At 65.2% G+C, this 15,189-nt stretch carries 16 protein-coding genes; 3 read left to right on the plus strand and 13 right to left on the minus strand.

Annotation, left to right across the window (positions count from 1 at the left end):
* Positions 1 to 5: 5 nt before the first annotated feature.
* Complete coding sequence (locus PSV26_RS03355) at positions 6 to 767, plus strand: enoyl-CoA hydratase-related protein (RefSeq protein ID WP_300567725.1); 762 nt, start codon at positions 6 to 8, stop codon at positions 765 to 767.
* Between the two features lie 7 nt (positions 768 to 774).
* Positions 775 to 2,181: an MmgE/PrpD family protein gene (locus PSV26_RS03360; RefSeq protein WP_300567728.1), complete on the plus strand. Its 1,407-nt coding sequence runs from the start codon at positions 775 to 777 to the stop codon at positions 2,179 to 2,181.
* Positions 2,182 to 2,241: 60 nt separating this feature from the next.
* On the opposite strand, the gene PSV26_RS03365 is transcribed toward PSV26_RS03360, so the two are convergent.
* From PSV26_RS03365 to PSV26_RS03390, 6 genes are all read right to left on the minus strand, one after another.
* Positions 2,242 to 3,054, minus strand: coding sequence for an alpha/beta hydrolase (locus PSV26_RS03365; protein ID WP_300567731.1), 813 nt, complete (start codon positions 3,052 to 3,054; stop codon positions 2,242 to 2,244).
* Positions 3,055 to 3,098: 44 nt separating this feature from the next.
* Entirely contained in the window at positions 3,099 to 4,331 is a 1,233-nt protein-coding gene (locus PSV26_RS03370; RefSeq protein WP_300567734.1) for an acyl-CoA dehydrogenase, read from the minus strand.
* Between the two features lie 16 nt (positions 4,332 to 4,347).
* Positions 4,348 to 4,749: a Zn-ribbon domain-containing OB-fold protein gene (locus tag PSV26_RS03375; protein ID WP_300567736.1), complete on the minus strand. Its 402-nt coding sequence runs from the start codon at positions 4,747 to 4,749 to the stop codon at positions 4,348 to 4,350.
* Between the two features lie 5 nt (positions 4,750 to 4,754).
* Entirely contained in the window at positions 4,755 to 5,924 is a 1,170-nt protein-coding gene (locus tag PSV26_RS03380; RefSeq protein WP_300567739.1) for an acetyl-CoA acetyltransferase, read from the minus strand.
* 70 nt (positions 5,925 to 5,994) lie between these two features.
* Complete coding sequence (locus PSV26_RS03385) at positions 5,995 to 7,644, minus strand: cyclohexanecarboxylate-CoA ligase (RefSeq protein ID WP_300567742.1); 1,650 nt, start codon at positions 7,642 to 7,644, stop codon at positions 5,995 to 5,997.
* A gap of 113 nt (positions 7,645 to 7,757) precedes the next feature.
* Complete coding sequence (locus tag PSV26_RS03390; protein ID WP_300567745.1) at positions 7,758 to 8,243, minus strand: MaoC family dehydratase; 486 nt, start codon at positions 8,241 to 8,243, stop codon at positions 7,758 to 7,760.
* Positions 8,244 to 8,371: 128 nt separating this feature from the next.
* On the opposite strand from PSV26_RS03390, the gene PSV26_RS03395 reads away from it, so the two are divergent.
* On the plus strand, positions 8,372 to 9,181 hold the full coding sequence (locus tag PSV26_RS03395; RefSeq protein WP_300567748.1) for an SDR family oxidoreductase: 810 nt from the start codon (positions 8,372 to 8,374) through the stop codon (positions 9,179 to 9,181).
* Between the two features lie 8 nt (positions 9,182 to 9,189).
* Here PSV26_RS03395 and PSV26_RS03400 read toward each other — a convergent pair whose 3' ends face one another.
* Genes PSV26_RS03400 through PSV26_RS03430 form a run of 7 tightly spaced genes read right to left on the minus strand, consistent with a single transcriptional unit; the run spans position 9,190 to position 15,189 of the window.
* Positions 9,190 to 10,707 (minus strand): AMP-binding protein, encoded by a 1,518-nt coding sequence (locus tag PSV26_RS03400; protein ID WP_300567751.1) that lies wholly within the window; start codon positions 10,705 to 10,707, stop codon positions 9,190 to 9,192.
* A 44-nt stretch (positions 10,708 to 10,751) separates the two neighbouring features.
* Positions 10,752 to 11,618, minus strand: a complete 867-nt coding sequence (locus PSV26_RS03405) for an alpha/beta fold hydrolase (RefSeq protein ID WP_300567753.1) — start codon at positions 11,616 to 11,618, stop codon at positions 10,752 to 10,754.
* Complete coding sequence (locus PSV26_RS03410) at positions 11,615 to 12,304, minus strand: transglutaminase family protein (protein WP_300567756.1); 690 nt, start codon at positions 12,302 to 12,304, stop codon at positions 11,615 to 11,617. The genes PSV26_RS03405 and PSV26_RS03410 overlap by 4 nt, the downstream gene beginning before the upstream one ends.
* A gap of 13 nt (positions 12,305 to 12,317) precedes the next feature.
* Entirely contained in the window at positions 12,318 to 13,199 is an 882-nt protein-coding gene (locus PSV26_RS03415; RefSeq protein WP_300567758.1) for an SDR family oxidoreductase, read from the minus strand.
* A 24-nt stretch (positions 13,200 to 13,223) separates the two neighbouring features.
* Positions 13,224 to 13,658 (minus strand): PaaI family thioesterase, encoded by a 435-nt coding sequence (locus PSV26_RS03420; protein WP_300567760.1) that lies wholly within the window; start codon positions 13,656 to 13,658, stop codon positions 13,224 to 13,226.
* The gene (locus tag PSV26_RS03425; RefSeq protein ID WP_300567762.1) at positions 13,655 to 14,131 is read right to left on the minus strand and encodes a PaaI family thioesterase; all 477 of its coding nucleotides are present in this window, start codon (positions 14,129 to 14,131) and stop codon (positions 13,655 to 13,657) included. The genes PSV26_RS03420 and PSV26_RS03425 overlap by 4 nt, the downstream gene beginning before the upstream one ends.
* Positions 14,128 to 15,189, minus strand: a complete 1,062-nt coding sequence (locus PSV26_RS03430; protein WP_300567765.1) for an MBL fold metallo-hydrolase — start codon at positions 15,187 to 15,189, stop codon at positions 14,128 to 14,130. The genes PSV26_RS03425 and PSV26_RS03430 overlap by 4 nt, the downstream gene beginning before the upstream one ends.

Raw genomic sequence — 15,189 nt, forward strand, 5'->3', positions numbered from 1 at the left:
TCCCTATGACCAACGAACTTCTCTACGAGGTCAGCGACGGCATCGCCGTCATCACCATCAATCGGCCCGAACGCCGCAATGCGCTGAACCGCGCCGTGCGCGAAGGCTTTTTCAATATCTGGCGCCGCTTCGAAGCCGATGCCGAGGCCCAGGTGGCCATCCTCACCGGGGCCGGTGACAACTTCTGCGCTGGCATGGACCTGGTGGAAGCCGCCGACATGCAACTGCGCATCCCGCCCGCGGGTTTCATCGCCGTGCTCGGCGACAACATCGAGGTCACCAAGCCCGTCATCGCCGCCGTGCAGGGCTATGCCTATGCCGGCGGCTGGCTGCTGTCGCAGATGTGCGACCTGTGCGTGGCCGACGAGACCGCCAAATTCGCCATCACCGAGGCCAAGGTCGGGCGCGGCATGCCGTGGGCCGCGCCGGTCATTCACATGTTGCCGCAGCGCATCCTGATGGAAGTGGCGATGACCGGCGACCCGCTGACGGCGCAGCGCGCCTACGAACTCGGCTACATCAACCGCCTGATGCCCAAGGGGCAAGCATTGCAGGGCGCCAAGGAACTGGCGGCCCGGCTCATGGCCAATGCGCCGCTGACGGTGCGCGCGGCCAAGGAAATGGTGCGCCTGTCCACCGAGATGGGCCGCACCGCCGCGCTGCGCGCCTCCAACCGAGCGTTCGATGCCGTCTACCTCAGTGAAGACGCCTTGGAAGGCCCGCAGTCTTTCCGGGAAAAGCGCAAACCGGTCTGGAAGGGGCGCTGAAATGAGCGTGACCACGACCACAAAACCCGCACCGTCGGCCGCCGTCCAAACCTCTGGCATCACGCGGCAACTGGCCGCACGCAGCGCTGCCCTGTGCTACAACGATCTGCCGGAGGATGTGCGCCTGCGGGTCCGGCAATGCCTGCTCGACTGGATTGGGGTGACGCTGGCTGGCGCGTGCGAGCCGCTGGTTCATATGCTGGCCGAAGAAGCCCGTGAACAGGGAGGCCACGCCCAGGCCACCGTCGTCGGGCACGCCATGACGACCTCCAGCCGACAGGCGGCGTTGATCAATGGCTCGGCCTCGCACGCGCTCGATTACGACGACGTCAACATGGCCTGCACCGGCCATCCCTCGGTGGTCCTGATCCCGGCCTTGCTGGCCCTGGCCGAGTCGCGCGGCGCCAGCGGAAGCGACTTCATGACCGCCTTCGCCGCCGGCTATGAAACCATGTGCCAACTGGGGTTGGCGTGCGGCGACGCCCAGTATTCCAACGGCTTTCACACCACGGCCACGCTGGGCACGCTGGGCGCGGCCGCCGCCTGCGCACGCCTGCTTCAGCTCGACGCCGATGACACCGCGACCGCGCTGGGCATCGCCAGCACCATGGCGGCCGGGCTAAAATCGATGTTCGGCACCATGTGCAAGCCCCTGCATGCCGGGCGCGCCAGTGCCGACGGACTGCAGGCAGCCCAGTTGGCCGCGCGTGGTTTCACCAGCCGTGACGACGCCATGGAATGTCCGCAAGGCTTCGTGGCGACGCACGGCGGCACCGCATCTCTGGAAGCGACCCTGGCCAATCCGGGCGGCAGTTGGCACCTTCGCCGCAACCTGTTCAAGTTCCACGCCGCCTGCTACGGTACCCACGCCGCCATCGAGGCGGCGCGCCACCTGCGCCTGCAACACGCGCTGCGGCCTGATGACGTGCTTCGGGTGACGGTGCGTGCCAGTGCCGCCAGCGAGGGCGTGTGCAACATCGCCGAGCCGCGCACCGGGCTGGAGGCCAAGTTCAGTCTGCGCCACACGGTGGCGATGGCGCTGGCCGGGGTCGACACCGCCGGACTGGACGCGTTCAGTGACGAGGCCGTGTACGCGCCCGAGGTGGTGGCGCTGCGTGAGCGCGTGCAGGTCTTGCTCGCACCCCAATGCCCGGAGCTCACCCTCAGCGAGGTGGTGATCGAGACCCAGAGCGGCGCCGTGCTGCGCCAGCGCCACGACAGCGGGCGCCCGGCCAGCGACCTGCTGGAGCAGCAGCAGCGCCTGGAGGAGAAGTTTCGCCGACTGGTTAAGTCCGTGCTCACACCTGACGAGAGCGAAGAACTGATCGACCTGGTGGCACGGCTCGACGAACTGACCGACCTTTCGCCGCTGGCAGGCATGCTGGCCCGCCAGGCCTGCGTCGGTCCGCACTGACGGCGGCTCATTGAAGCTGGCGAGTCAGCTCACGGGAAAACATGGGTTGTGCAGTGTCCGTCAGCGGCCTGTTTCCTCACTACCGACCGGGGCGCTGCGCCCAATGCGCCCGAGCAGCCGCTGCAACATGCCAATCGTCTCGCCGCGCGTACGCTGCTGAGGATGGTGGCCGACCCCAGGCAGTGCCGTCACTTCGAGCGGCATCAGGCCGTGGCGGAACAAGGAAATCGCGCTGGGTCGCCAGCCATATTCATCGTCATTGCCGAACAACACGGAGACCGGACAACGCACTGCGGCAACCTCGGCGCTCATGTCCCATTGCAGCGCCTGCGGGCTGGCCCAGGGCTCGTACCAGCCCCAGAACATCGCGTCGGTGCTGTCGCCGTGGTGGCGCTGAAGTTTTTCACGCAAGCCGTCTTGCTCAAACGCGCGCCGCGCACCGGCCATGGCATCCACCATGAACGGATCGATGGCGATGGTTGGCGAGCAGGCAAGTACGCCGCATACCAGTTCAGGATGCGCCGCCGCAGCCAGCACCGACATGGCTCCTCCATCACTGTGGCCGAACATCAACGCCTTGTGGATTCCGAAGTGGCGCAACACCTCGCCAAGCACCGGCCCCGCCTCTTCACGCCGGTAACTGGGCTCACGCCCACCCACCAGACTCTCGGATCGCCCATAACCATACCGGTCATAGGCCAGCACCGGCCAGCCGCTGGATTCGGCCAACACCAGAGGCAGGTCTTTCCAGGTGGTGATGCAGTCCAGCCCGCCGTGCATCATCACGATGGTCGGCTGCCCGTTGCCCACATCACCCCAGGTGGTGGCGGCCAGCCGATGGCCTCCCGCAAACAGTTCGTGTTCTTTCATCATGTCAATCTGTCTCCTGGTTGCGCCTTGAAGGGGATCGGCACAGCCTACAGGTCGGCCTGTCCGGTCAGCAGTTGGCGCGCGATGGTGCGGCGCTGGATTTCGCCGGTGCCGTCGGGGATGCGCATCACGCGGGCGAAGCGGTAGCCCTCTTCCAGGCGCAGTTCGTTGGTCAGGCCCATGCCGCCGTGGATCTGGATGCTGCGGTCCATGACGCGCCCGAGCATCTCGGTTGAAAACGCCTTGACCATGCTGACCTGCGCGGTGGAGGCGCGGCCGCTGTCAAGGCGCCAGGCACAGTTCTGGATCATGGTCTTGGCGGCGTAGATGTCCATCGCGCTGTCGGCCAGCATGAGCTGGATGGCCTGGTGCTCGGCGATAGCCACGCCAAAGGTTTTCCGCACCTTGGCATATTCCACCGCCTGGTCTAGCGCCCAACGCGCCAGGCCCAAACAGGAAGCCGCCATGCCCATGCGCCCGGCGTTGACGCCGTCCATGGCCGCCGTCAGGCCGCGCCCGACATCGCCGAGCCGGTGGTCGTCGCGCACCCGCACGCCGTCGAGCACGATGACGCCGGTATCGCCGCCCAGGTGGCCCATGGTGTTGATGATGCGCGGCACGGAAAACCCGGACGCGCGCGTGTCAACGAAAAAACCGGTAACGCCACCCTTGTGGCGGGCTGCGGCTTCGGGGTCGGTCAGCGCAAACACCATGGCGTAGTCGGCGTAGGGCGAGTTCGTGATCCACTGCTTGGTGCCGGTGAGCACCCATTCGTCACCGTCGCGCACGGCGCGGGTTTTCATGCCGAATACATCGGAGCCGGCATCGGGCTCGCTCAGACCAAAGCACAGGGTCTTGTCGCCGCTGGCGATGCCGTCGCGGTAACCGGCAAACACCTCGGGGTCCAGGTGCCGCAGCACCGGCGACAGGCCGTTGGTAAAGGGCGACGGCAGCACTACCGTCTGGACCAGCGCTTGCGCCGGGCCAACGCGGTGGTTGAGTACCTCCTGCACATGGACCATGACCTGCGCGCCCTGCCCGCCGCCGCCCAGTTTTTCGTCGCCGAACAGGGTGTAGAAACCAAGTTCGGCCGAGCGCTTGCGCACCTGCTGGCGCAGCGCCAGCACCTCGGGCACATAGCGACCGCTGGCATCGAACAAGGTGCGTTCGCTGCCCAGCAGGTCTTGGTGGCGCTGCTGCAGCGGCAGCACTTCGCGCTCCACGAAGCGCAGCACCGCCTCGGCAATCGCTACGGTATCGGGATCGATGGTGAAGTCCATGCGGGAAACCTCGGCGCTACAACAGCCGGAACTTCGGCAGCGTGACCTCGTCGGTCACGTCGTCGTAGCGCACCGTCACGCGCTGGCCGATGCGCACCGCCTCCACATCGTCGGTGACGATGTTGGTCATCATGCGCGCGCCTTCGTCGAGGTCGATCACCGCCACCACGTAGGGGGTGTCGGCCTTGAAGGCCGGGCCGGCCGGCCGGCGCGCGATGGTGAAGCTGTAGATGGTGCCGGTGCCGCAGGCATCGACCCATTCGACGGCGTCGGAATGGCAGTGCGGGCACAGGACGCGCGGATAGAAATGGTGCTTTCCGCAGTCGTGGCAACGCTTGAGTGTCAGGCGATGCTGCTTGAGGGCATCCCAGTAGGGGCGGCTTTCGCCATCGATGACGGGCAGGGGTTTGTCGTACATGGTGCTCACCGGGTGGAAAGGATGCAAGTGGCACCGCTGGAGAGCGTGCCGCCGGTGCCGTGGACCAGCGCGGTCACGGCGTTCGCGATCTGGCGCGGGCCGCATTCGCCGCGCAACTGGCGCACCGCCTCGATCAGCAGGAAGATGCCGTACATGCCGGGGTGCGCGTAGGACAGACCGCCGCCGTTGGTGTTGAGCGGGAATACACCGCCCGGCGCGGTGCGCTGGTTGGCGACAAAAGCGCTGCCCTCGCCACGCTTGCAAAAGCCCAGCGCTTCGAGCGTCAGCAGCACGGTGATGGTGAACGAGTCATAGACCTCGACCACGTCAATGGCGTCATGCCCGATGCCCGCCATGGCAAAGGCGTCGCGGCCCGCGACCTCGGCTGCGGTCAGGCGCGCCAGATCGGGCATGGCGGCAATGGTCCAGTGAGTGTGTGATTCGCCGTAACCGCGCACATGGACCGCCTTGCGCCCGAGCGCCTTGGCGTGCTCTGCCGTGGTCATGACCACCGCGCCACCACCGTCGGTGACCAGACAAATATCGAGCAGGTGCAGCGGGTCGGAGATCATCGGGCTCTTGAGCACATCGTCGATCGACAGCGGGCCGCGCATCGTCGCGGCCGGATTGAGCGCCGCCCACTTGCGCGTGGCCACCGCGATCTCGGCCAGGTGCTCGGAGGTGGTGCCGTATTCGTGCATGTGGCGCTTCGCCGCCATCGCATAGCCGCCCACCGGCGTGGGCATGCCCCAAGGCGTCTCGTACTGCATGGTCAGCACGGCAGGACGCCCGGCGAGGTTGCGGCTCATCTCGCTCTTTTGCAGGCTGCCGTAGGTAATCAAGGCCACCTCGCAGCGGCCGGCCTCGATGGCAGTGGCGGCATGCGCCACGTGCGCCTCGAAGGCCGAGCCGCCGATGTTGGTGCCGTCCACGAAGCGCGGGGTGATGCCCAGATACTCCGACAGCGTCACGGTCGGCAACTGGCCCGGACCGGGCACGCCCCACAGGCCGGCGGTCAGCAGGCCATCGACTTCGCGCATGGCAATGCCTGCGTCCTTGAGCGCGTCACGGGCGACCAGCGCCTGGGCCTGCAGGACCGACATGGGCGCAAGGACCTTGCCGTCCTTCAGTGGCAGGTCGGCAACGCCGACGATCACAGCTTCTCGTTTTGTCATATTTAGAAATCTCCTGGTGTTAAATATCCCGGGCCCGTGCGGTCTGTACTAACCACGGGCCCGGGTTGGGTCAATCGGCCTTGTTTTCATCACGTGCCATCTCGCGCAAGCGGAACTTCTGGATCTTTCCGCTGGGTGTGCGCGGCAAGTCGTCCAAGATGTTCAACGTTTCCGGCCAGTACTGCTTCGTCATGCCCTGCTCTTCAAGAAAGTGCTTCATCTGGTCGAGCGTGAGCCCGTGGCCAGGCTTGAGCGTGACATATGCCACAGCGCGCTCACCCAGACGCGCATCGGGCACGCCGACCACGGCGGTCGCCTGGATGGCCGGATGGCGGTGCAACATCTGCTCGACCTCGACTACCGGGACGTTTTCGCCGCCGCGGATGATGATGTCCTTAGCACGGCCGGTGATGCGCACGTAGCCGTCGGCGTCGATGCGCGCGAGGTCACCAGTCTTGAACCAGCCCTCGCCGTCCATGCCGTACAACGCGGGGCGCTTGAGGTAGCCGACGAAGTTGCTGGGGCCCTTCGACTGCAGTTCCCCCTCCCCGCCGGTGGCGAGGACATCGCCACCGGCATCGACGACGCGGATCTCCATGCCCGGCATGGGCACGCCGTCGGTGCCGAAGACCTTGCCCGGCGAATCCCCGATGCGGGTGGTCGTGACCAGCAGGTTTTCCGTCATGCCCCAGCCCGACACGATGTGGGCCTTCAAGCGCTCGGTGGCGCGCTGCACCAGCGCGCGCGGAATCGGCGCGCCGGCGGAGATAAAGATGTTGAGCGTGGAGATGTCGTACTTGTCGAGCGCGGAATGGTCGGTCAGGTCGGCCAGGAAGGGCGTGGCCGCCATCATGAAGTGCACGCCCTCGTCCTGGATGCGTTGAAGCGCCACTTCGGCATCCCAGGTGTCTTGCAGCACGATCTTCGAACCCAACATCAGCGGCAGCTCCATGCCGATGGCAAAGCCGGTCTGGTGCGCCATCGGCGAGGGCATGAAACACACATGCTCGGCGGTCAAGCCGCAACGCTTGACGATCTCGACGATGTTCGCGAAATGGGTGTTGGAGGTGTGCAACGCGCCCTTGGGCTCACCGGTGGTGCCGGAGGTGTAAAGCAACTGCAACACCTCGTCGGGGTGCAGGCGGCGCTCGGCCAGCAACCGATCGGCATTGGGCGTTTCCTGCTCCCAGCGGCGCTCGATGAAGTGCTTCTCGAACGACATGTCGCCTTCGCCGCCGATCGCAAAGATATGCTTTAGCTGCGGCAGCGCCGGCTGAATCTCGCGCAGCATTGCGGCATGGTCAAAACCGCGAAACTCGCGCGGCACGATCATGACCTTCGATTCGGCCAGGCTGAGCATGAAGGTCAACTCGCGGTGGCGGAAGATCGGCATCACCGGGTTGGTCACCGCGCCGATGCGCAGGCAGGCCAGGTGCAGTGCCACAAACTGCCACCAGTTTGGCAACTGGTACGACACCACGTCGCCACGCTCCACGCCCAGTGCCGCCAGACCAAGCGCGATGCGCCTGGACAGGCGCAGCATTTGCCGGTACGACAAGGTGGTCGCCTGCCCGGTCATGCTGTTCAGGTCGGTCACGGCCACTTTGTCGAGGCGGCTGGGCGCGACTTCGTCCAGAAAATCGAGCAGGGTCTTGTTGTGCCAGTATCCGCCGGCCTTGGCTTGTTGAACCAGTTTGGGGCTCAGTTGAGATTCGATCATGTTGTCTAGTCGTTGTATTGAAATGGAATGAACTTAGCCGTGCCGGATGGCTTGCGACCGGGTCTGGGATCAGCGTGCGCCCCTGTCGCGCCCGCGAACTTGGACCATCAGGGTCACCGGGTACCGACCTCCTTGGGCAAAAAAGTAATGGTTTCAGTGAAGTCAACAATAGTCTCGCCACGCTGATTGATAACCAAGTGTTGCAACTCCATCAGGGTATAGCCGCGCGAGGTCGTGGGGAGCAGTCGGGCCTCCCCTTCGACATGAATGGTGTCGCCCGGAAACAGCGCACCGCGCAGGCGCGCCTGTACGCCAGTCATACCGCCGAACGGGCCAACCTCGCGCCCTTCTAGCACCTGCTTGATGATGCCGGACACATAGGTCGCCAGCAGCCCCATACCGAGCGAGATCACCATCGGGCCGGGCGCAAAGCGGCTGCGATGCGATCCGGTCATGTTCTCTCGGATGTACTCCATGTCGATAAAAAATGGTTCATGCAAGCCGACCACATTGACGAAGGTGACGATATCGGTTTCGGTGATGGTGCGTCGGTGCGTCTTGAAATGATGCGACTTGGCGCTGTCGGTCAGGTTGGCCATTTTGAAGTCCGGTGATTGATGGGTGGTGATGGATGAAAGTGGTTCTCTGCGGGCAATCCCTCTATCGGCCTGGCCCGCTGTTTTGGCACAATCAGGTTTTTATGTCGTCTAGCGCAGGAGAACAGCGGATGAACCCAGCACCCTTGCCTGGCGGTCAACTTCAAGGCCAGATCGCCCTCGTCACCGGTGCCACGGCCTTCATCGGTCGTGCCATTGCGCTGGAGTTGGCGCGGCGCGGCGCGCACGTGATCGTCAACGGCCGCAATCCCGAAGCCGGACAGGCGGTGATCAACGAGATCGCTGCGAACGGCTACAGCGCCACGTTTGAACAAGCCGACCTGACCAATAGCGACGCGGTTCGTGCCATGGTGGATCGAGTTGCCGAGCGCCACGGTCGCCTTGACATCCTGGTGGCCAGCGGCGCAGGTGCCAGTGCCGATTCGCCGTCCTTTCGCCTTTTCAAGGAAATGAGCGACGGCGACTTCGACAACTACATCCGCGCCCACTGGCTCACCCGCGCGTTTGCGATCCAGGCGGCCGCCCGCGTCATGGCACTGCACGGCCGCGGCAAGATCGTCGCGGTGGGTACCGACGCGGGCCGCGTGGCCACGGTCGGCGAATCCTTCATTGGCGGCGCCACAGGCGGCATGATGCAAATGTGCCGCGTGCTGGCACGTGAGCTGGGGCGCGACGGCATTCGCGTCAACTCGGTGGCGATGAGCTACATCTGGGATGCCGAGCCGCGCTGGGGTCCGGGCTCGCCAGCGCTCGAAGGCGGCCATGGCACGGGCATGATCGAGAACCTGCGCAAGCGCATGCTGTTTCCAGTACATTGCCAGGACATCGCCAAAGCGGCGGCGTTCTTTGCCGGACCGGAGTCCGATGCCATCACCGGCCAGACGCTCAGCGTCAATGGCGGTTTGAGCACACCGGGCTGACATGGCCATCAGGCCCCGCCGTGCGCGGCCTTGACGGCCGCGCGGTCAATGCTATCGGCACTCCCCAAGGGGAGTGCCGATACAAACACCACATGCTTGGGTTTCTTGTAGCGTGCGATGCGACCGCCCACGAACTCGATCAATTCTTCAGCACTCAGCGTGTGCCCAGCCTTCAGCACGCAGATGGCCTTGACCGCCTCGCCCCACTGAACGTCGGGCACCCCGATGACCACCACCTGCGCCAGCGCCGGGTGCTCCAGAATGGCCCGCTCGACTTCAGCCGGATAGACGTTCTCGCCGCCCGGCTTGATCAACTCCTTGGCCGGTGAACGCCCGCTGTACCAGAGGTAGCCCTCGGCATCGATGCGCCCCATGTCGCCCGTGTGGTGCCAGCCGTTGCGCAGCGTGAAGGCGTTGTCTGCTTCGCAGCGCCAGTAGCCCTGGAACACCATCGGCCCCCGCACCACGATCTCGCCGGTGGCGCCTGTGGGCAGCGGGCGGTCCAGCTCGTCCACCACCGCGACCGTGTTCAGCGCGGTGGGACGCCCGGCGCTGCCGGGGCACTCGTCGAACGGCGCCAGACTGACCGAGCCCGAGGTCTCGGTCTGGCCGTAGGCACTCCAGAAGGTCGCATGGGGACAGGTAATGCGCAATCGCGCGATGGTGTCGGGCACATCAATCCCCGACACCACACGCAGCCTGGCCAGTGCAGAGCCTTGGACTGCGGCGGCGTCCAGCAGGGCGCCCAGCATCGGCGGGAAGGTGCCGATCAGGCTGCCCCCGTCCTCGTCGATATGTTTGACCAGGCTCGCCGGATCGAAACGTGTCAGCAGCAGCGTCGCGCCGCCCGCCTGCTGCGTGGCTAGCAGGAAGCCGATGGCGGCCACGTGAAACAGCGGCAAGACGCCCAGATTGACATCTGCCGTGGTCAATTGCCAGGCCAGTTGCGTCTGCAGGCTGGCGGCGATCAGGCCGCGGTGCGAGAGCAGCGCGCCGCGCGGCCGCCCGCCCACGGCGGCGGTGTGGATGATGACAAGCCCCTCATCGTCATTCAGATCGGCGGGCGGCACGGTGCGATCGAGATACAGGGCTCTGACCGGCTGCCACGGCGCCTGCGCCGCGCCCGGCGCCGTCCCCAGCGTGTAGCGCTGCATGCCGTCCAGCCCTTGCTGCGGGAGTAGCGCCTTGAATTCATCGGCCACGATCAATACCCTGGGGGCCACGTCCTCGATGACGTAGGCGACCTCCTCGGCCGACAGCCGCCAGTTGATCGGCACCACGATCGCGCCCAGATGGGCGACGGCACCGAACAGGTCGACGTATTCCAGGCAGTTCGGTGCCAGGATCGCCAGCCGGTCGCCCCGGCCCACGCCCGCATCGGCCAGACCGGCGGCCAGGCGCGCCGTGCGTTCGGCGTACTGGGCATGCGTGACCCGCTGATCGCCGAACACCAGGGCGGTGTTCGGGCCGTGCAGCCCGGCGTTGCGGTGGATGAGATCGTGCAAGGTGAAAGATCGCAAACTCATTGCATGCTCCTCGTTCAGGTTCAGGTTCAGGTTCAGGTTCAGATTCAGATTCCGCTCGCCGGAGCCTTTGCCGGCGGCATCACTTCATGCAGAAAGTCCGCCACGCTGGCGACAAAGGCATCGTTGGCATCACCGGCAATCATGTGGCCGGCGCCCTTCAGATCGACAAAGCGCGCCCGCGGCAAGGTTTGCACCAGGGCACGCGCATCTTCTTCGCTGATGACGTCGCTGCGCTGGCCGCGCAGCAGCAGGGTGGGCGCCTGCAGACCGCGCAAGGCGCGCTCGTAGCCGTCCGCGTCGCGCCGGTGGTTGTGGTTGGCCTCGCTCATCAGTAGCGGATCCCAATGCCAGACCCAGCGGCCTTGCGCATTGAGGCGCAGGTTTTTCTTCAGGCCCTCGATCGGTCCTTCCATTGGCCGCCCACGGTAGTCAGCGATGTGTTGCGCGGCTTCTTCGAGCGACGCAAAGCCATCGGGCCGCGCCCGCATGAAGCGCACGATGCGCTCGACACCGGCTTCTTCCATGCGCGGCGCGATGTCCACCAGCACCAGCGCGTTGATCGGCGGCGCATGTGGGCGCCCGATGGCGGCCATGCTGGTCAAGCCCCCCAGGGAGGCGCCGACCACCGCCAGCGGCGTTCCCAGCTCGCGCCAGATGCGGCACATGGTGTCGGCCAGCGTCTCGATGCGGTAGTCGCCATCCGTGGCCCAGGCGCTATCGCCATGCCCCGGCAGGTCCAGCGCAACGGTGTACCAGCCGGCATCGCCCAGCACTTGCCCGGCCTTGCCCCAGGCATGGCGGGTTTGTCCGCCACCGTGCAGCAGCAGCACCGTGGGCGCGCCGACCGGGCCGTAGACATCGGCCACCAGGGGGCCGCCCGCGAAGCCGGCAAATTCCCGGCGCGTCGTCATGATGGCTTACCCACCTCTTGCGCGAAGTCGGCACCGCTACCGGCCACCTGACCCCAGTCGGCGAAGCTCTTGTAGTGCTCGCGCCACGTGGCCAGCAGTTCCTCGCGCGGCAGATCGGCGTAGACACCACGGTCATGCACATACTCCATGTGACGGCGGCCACTGACATCGAATTCATGGAAGACAGAATCGGCGCTGCCGTCGAACTCCAACGGACGGATACCGGCCTTCTCGCACAAGGAGCGGTTGAAGGCGGGTGTAGCCTTGAGCCATTGACCGTCAACCCACAGCTCGGTATAGCCGTGAAAGACGAACAAGTCGGTGCCCATCATGTCGTACAGCCGCTTGCTGGTCAGGTGGTTGCGAACATCGGCATAGCCCAGCCGTGCCGGCACGCCCAGGGCGCGGGCCGCCGCCGCCAGCAACGCCGCCTTGGGCACGCAAAAGCCGCGCCCGGCCTCGATCACGTGGCTGCCCTTCAATCCCTCGACTCTTGTGTCAAAGTAATAGGGATCGTAGAGAAACTCGTCGCGCACGGCGTAATAGAGCTTGACCGCGATCTCGCGCGGCGTCATCGCGGGGTCGGCCACCCGGCGCGCGAACGCGATCACAGCCGGGTGGTCGCTGTCCACGTAGCGGCCGGGCGCGAGATAAGCCGACGGATCGTTCGAATTTGTGGTTTTCATAGTCACATCCATGTCATTCATCCTTGACGCTCAGGCACTTTGGCGGTTCGGCCAACGCAAAGCCGTTGAAGGGTTTGGACCGATCATGGGCCTCCAATTTCCAGGTCGGGCGGGCATTGGGCACGCCGCCATCGACCCGAATGCAAGAACCCGTAATGAAAGCCGCCGCCTCGCACAGCAAAAACACAATTGCTGCCGAAATCTCGGCCTCGGTGCCATAGCGTTGCAGCGGCACCTTGGTTTTCAGACTGCGCAGTTCGGCCTGCATCTCGGGGCTGTAGGTATCAAAGCCGCTGCTGGCGATCCAGCCCGGCGCCACGGCGTTGACGCGCACGCCGGCGCCGGCCCATTCGCAGGCCGCCGTCTCGGTGAACGACAGCATGCCGGCACGCGCCGCGCCGCTGTGCGCCATGGTCGGCATGCCGCCCCAGATGTCGGCGATGATGTTGACAATGGCGCCGCCATGGGACGCCATGGACTGGTTGAAGGCTTCGCGCGCCACCAGAAAGCCGCCGGTGAGGTTGCTGCGCACCACCGCATCCCAGCCCTTCAGACTGATGTCCTTGACCGGCTGCGGGTACTGGCCACCCGCGTTGTTGACGAGACCATCGATCTTGCCGTGCTGTGCGATCACGTCGGCGATCATGGCCTTGACGCCCGCCTCGTCGCGAATGTCGCAAGCGTGGATACTGGCCTGGCCGCCGGCCTGCGTGATTTCAGCTTGCACAGCTTCCAGTTTCTCGATGCGGCGACCGACCAGCGCGACGCTGGCCCCAAGGTTGGCCAGCTCGTGCGCGGTGCAGCGGCCGATGCCACTGCCACCACCGGTGACGATAACGGTTTGACCTGCAAACAGGCCAGGGCGGAACACGGAACGGTAGGTAGGTTGAGACATGATGGACATTTCCTTTCTGTGCCCTCAGGCTCGCAGCATGAAATTGCCGTGGCCAAGGGCGATGGGCTTATCGGGGCTGGATTGCCATGCCTGGATGCGCAGATTAGCCACCCGCTGGCCCAGCTTGACCATAACGACGTTGGCATAGGTGTCCTGCGGTCGGCCCGAGCGCAGGTAATCAATGTTGAAATCGATGGTCTTGGGCAAGTCCCGGCTGTCCATGTGCCACAGCAGATAGAACAATCCGGCGCACTCCAGAAACCCCCCGGTGGCACCGCCATGCAGAGCCGGCAGGATGGGGTTGCCTATCAGTTTTTCCTGGAATGGCAAGACGCAGGTGAACTCCTCGCCCTTGACATCAATGCGCAAGTCCAGAAAACGTGCAAAGGGCACAGCCTGGATCACTTCGCTCCAGTCACCCTGGGCGCGCGCATGGTTAATTTGTTCGGTCCAATTCATCGTGGCACCTCCTCGTTGCGCAATACCGGTCGCCCGGAAGTAAACATGTAAATGCCGACTGCGGTGGCTATTGGGTCGTCCGACGTGTCGTGGTAGGCAGCGCCGCGAACGAACGCCAGTTCTGCAGTCAGCTTGTAGCAAACGGCCCCCCCCAGAATCGCACGCCCGGGCGTGGCGGGCTTGAGGTAGTCGATGCGCAAGTCCAGCGTGGCCATCGGCCGTATCTCCGGCAGCTTGACGAAAATCGCGAATCCGAACGCGGCGTCGAGCAGCGCAGTGATCACTCCGCCATGCAAAACCCTGGTCTGCGGATCGCCCACCAGCGCTTCCTGGTACTCGACTTTGAGCACGCACCAGTCGGTGCGCACCGCGTGCGGCAGGAGGCCCAGTTCGCGGTTGTACGGCGACACATGGGCGAACTTCTGCCATCGCTTGGCGATTTCTTCTTCGTTGATGGTGTGTGTTTCTGTCATCTCGACATGTCTCCAGACAAGGTGAGGGTGGGCTCTTCGCCGGCCGCCGTCACCGGATACCAGCGGGTCGCGGCTGGCGTTTCTTCATGGCGCACGTAGCCGGCGCGCTCCAGCCACAGCAGGTGCGCCAGGGTTTCGCCCATGGCCAGGTAAGCATGCAGCGGGTCGCTCTGCGCGCCATAAACGGCGTAGCCGAGTTCGGTGGCATTCATGCCCCCCGCGCCCAGACGCGCCATGAACTTGCGCAGAGCCCGCTGGTGGTGCGCCACCAGTCCATGCGCGCGCTCGCCCCCGGCGTGGTAGACGCGGTGGTGGGCCGGTAGCACGTGCTCGATTTCCAGCCCGGCAATGGTGCGCAGGCTATCCAGGTAACGTGGCAGCGGATCGGTTTCGCCATAGGGCCATACACCGATGTTGGGTGTGATGCGCTCGAGCAACTGGTCGCCTGTGAGCAGCAACTTCAGCCTGGGCTCGTACAGGCAAATTTGTGCAATGCTGTGGCCACCAAGCACCAGCACGTCGAAAGCATGATCGCCGATGTGCAGCGTTTGGCCGGCTTCGAGCGGCTCGACGCGAGTCGGCACGGCACAGGCCATGTTGCTTTGCAACACCCCGCCCACCACCTGCTGCGCGTCCTCCGGCGCCACCCCATGGCGGCGCATGAAGTCGATACAGTACGCGCGGTCGCCGGCGCTGACCACGTGCGTCTGCCGCGCCACCGCCACCTCTTCCTCGCGCATCAGGATCGGCGCCCCGGTGCGCTCGTGCAGCCACACCGCCAGCCCGAGGTGGTCGGGGTGGTGGTGCGAGACGATGATGCGCGTCAAGCCAGCCGCCAGCGGACCTGCCAATGCGCGCAGCCACAAGGCCCGGGCCGCCTCGCAATCGGCACCCGTGTCGAACAGGCACCAACCCTCGCTTTCGCGAATCAGGTAGATGTTGACGTGGTCGATGCCGTAGTCCACCGGCAGCGTGAACATCAGAATGCCGGGCAGGACCTCCTTCAGCGGCAGCCCGACCAACCCGTCAATGGCTGAAGTAGCCGGGGAGGTGTTCAT

Origin of the sequence: Polaromonas sp., from assembly GCF_029945685.1 — a bacterium.
Lineage (GTDB): Bacteria > Pseudomonadota > Gammaproteobacteria > Burkholderiales > Burkholderiaceae_C > Polaromonas.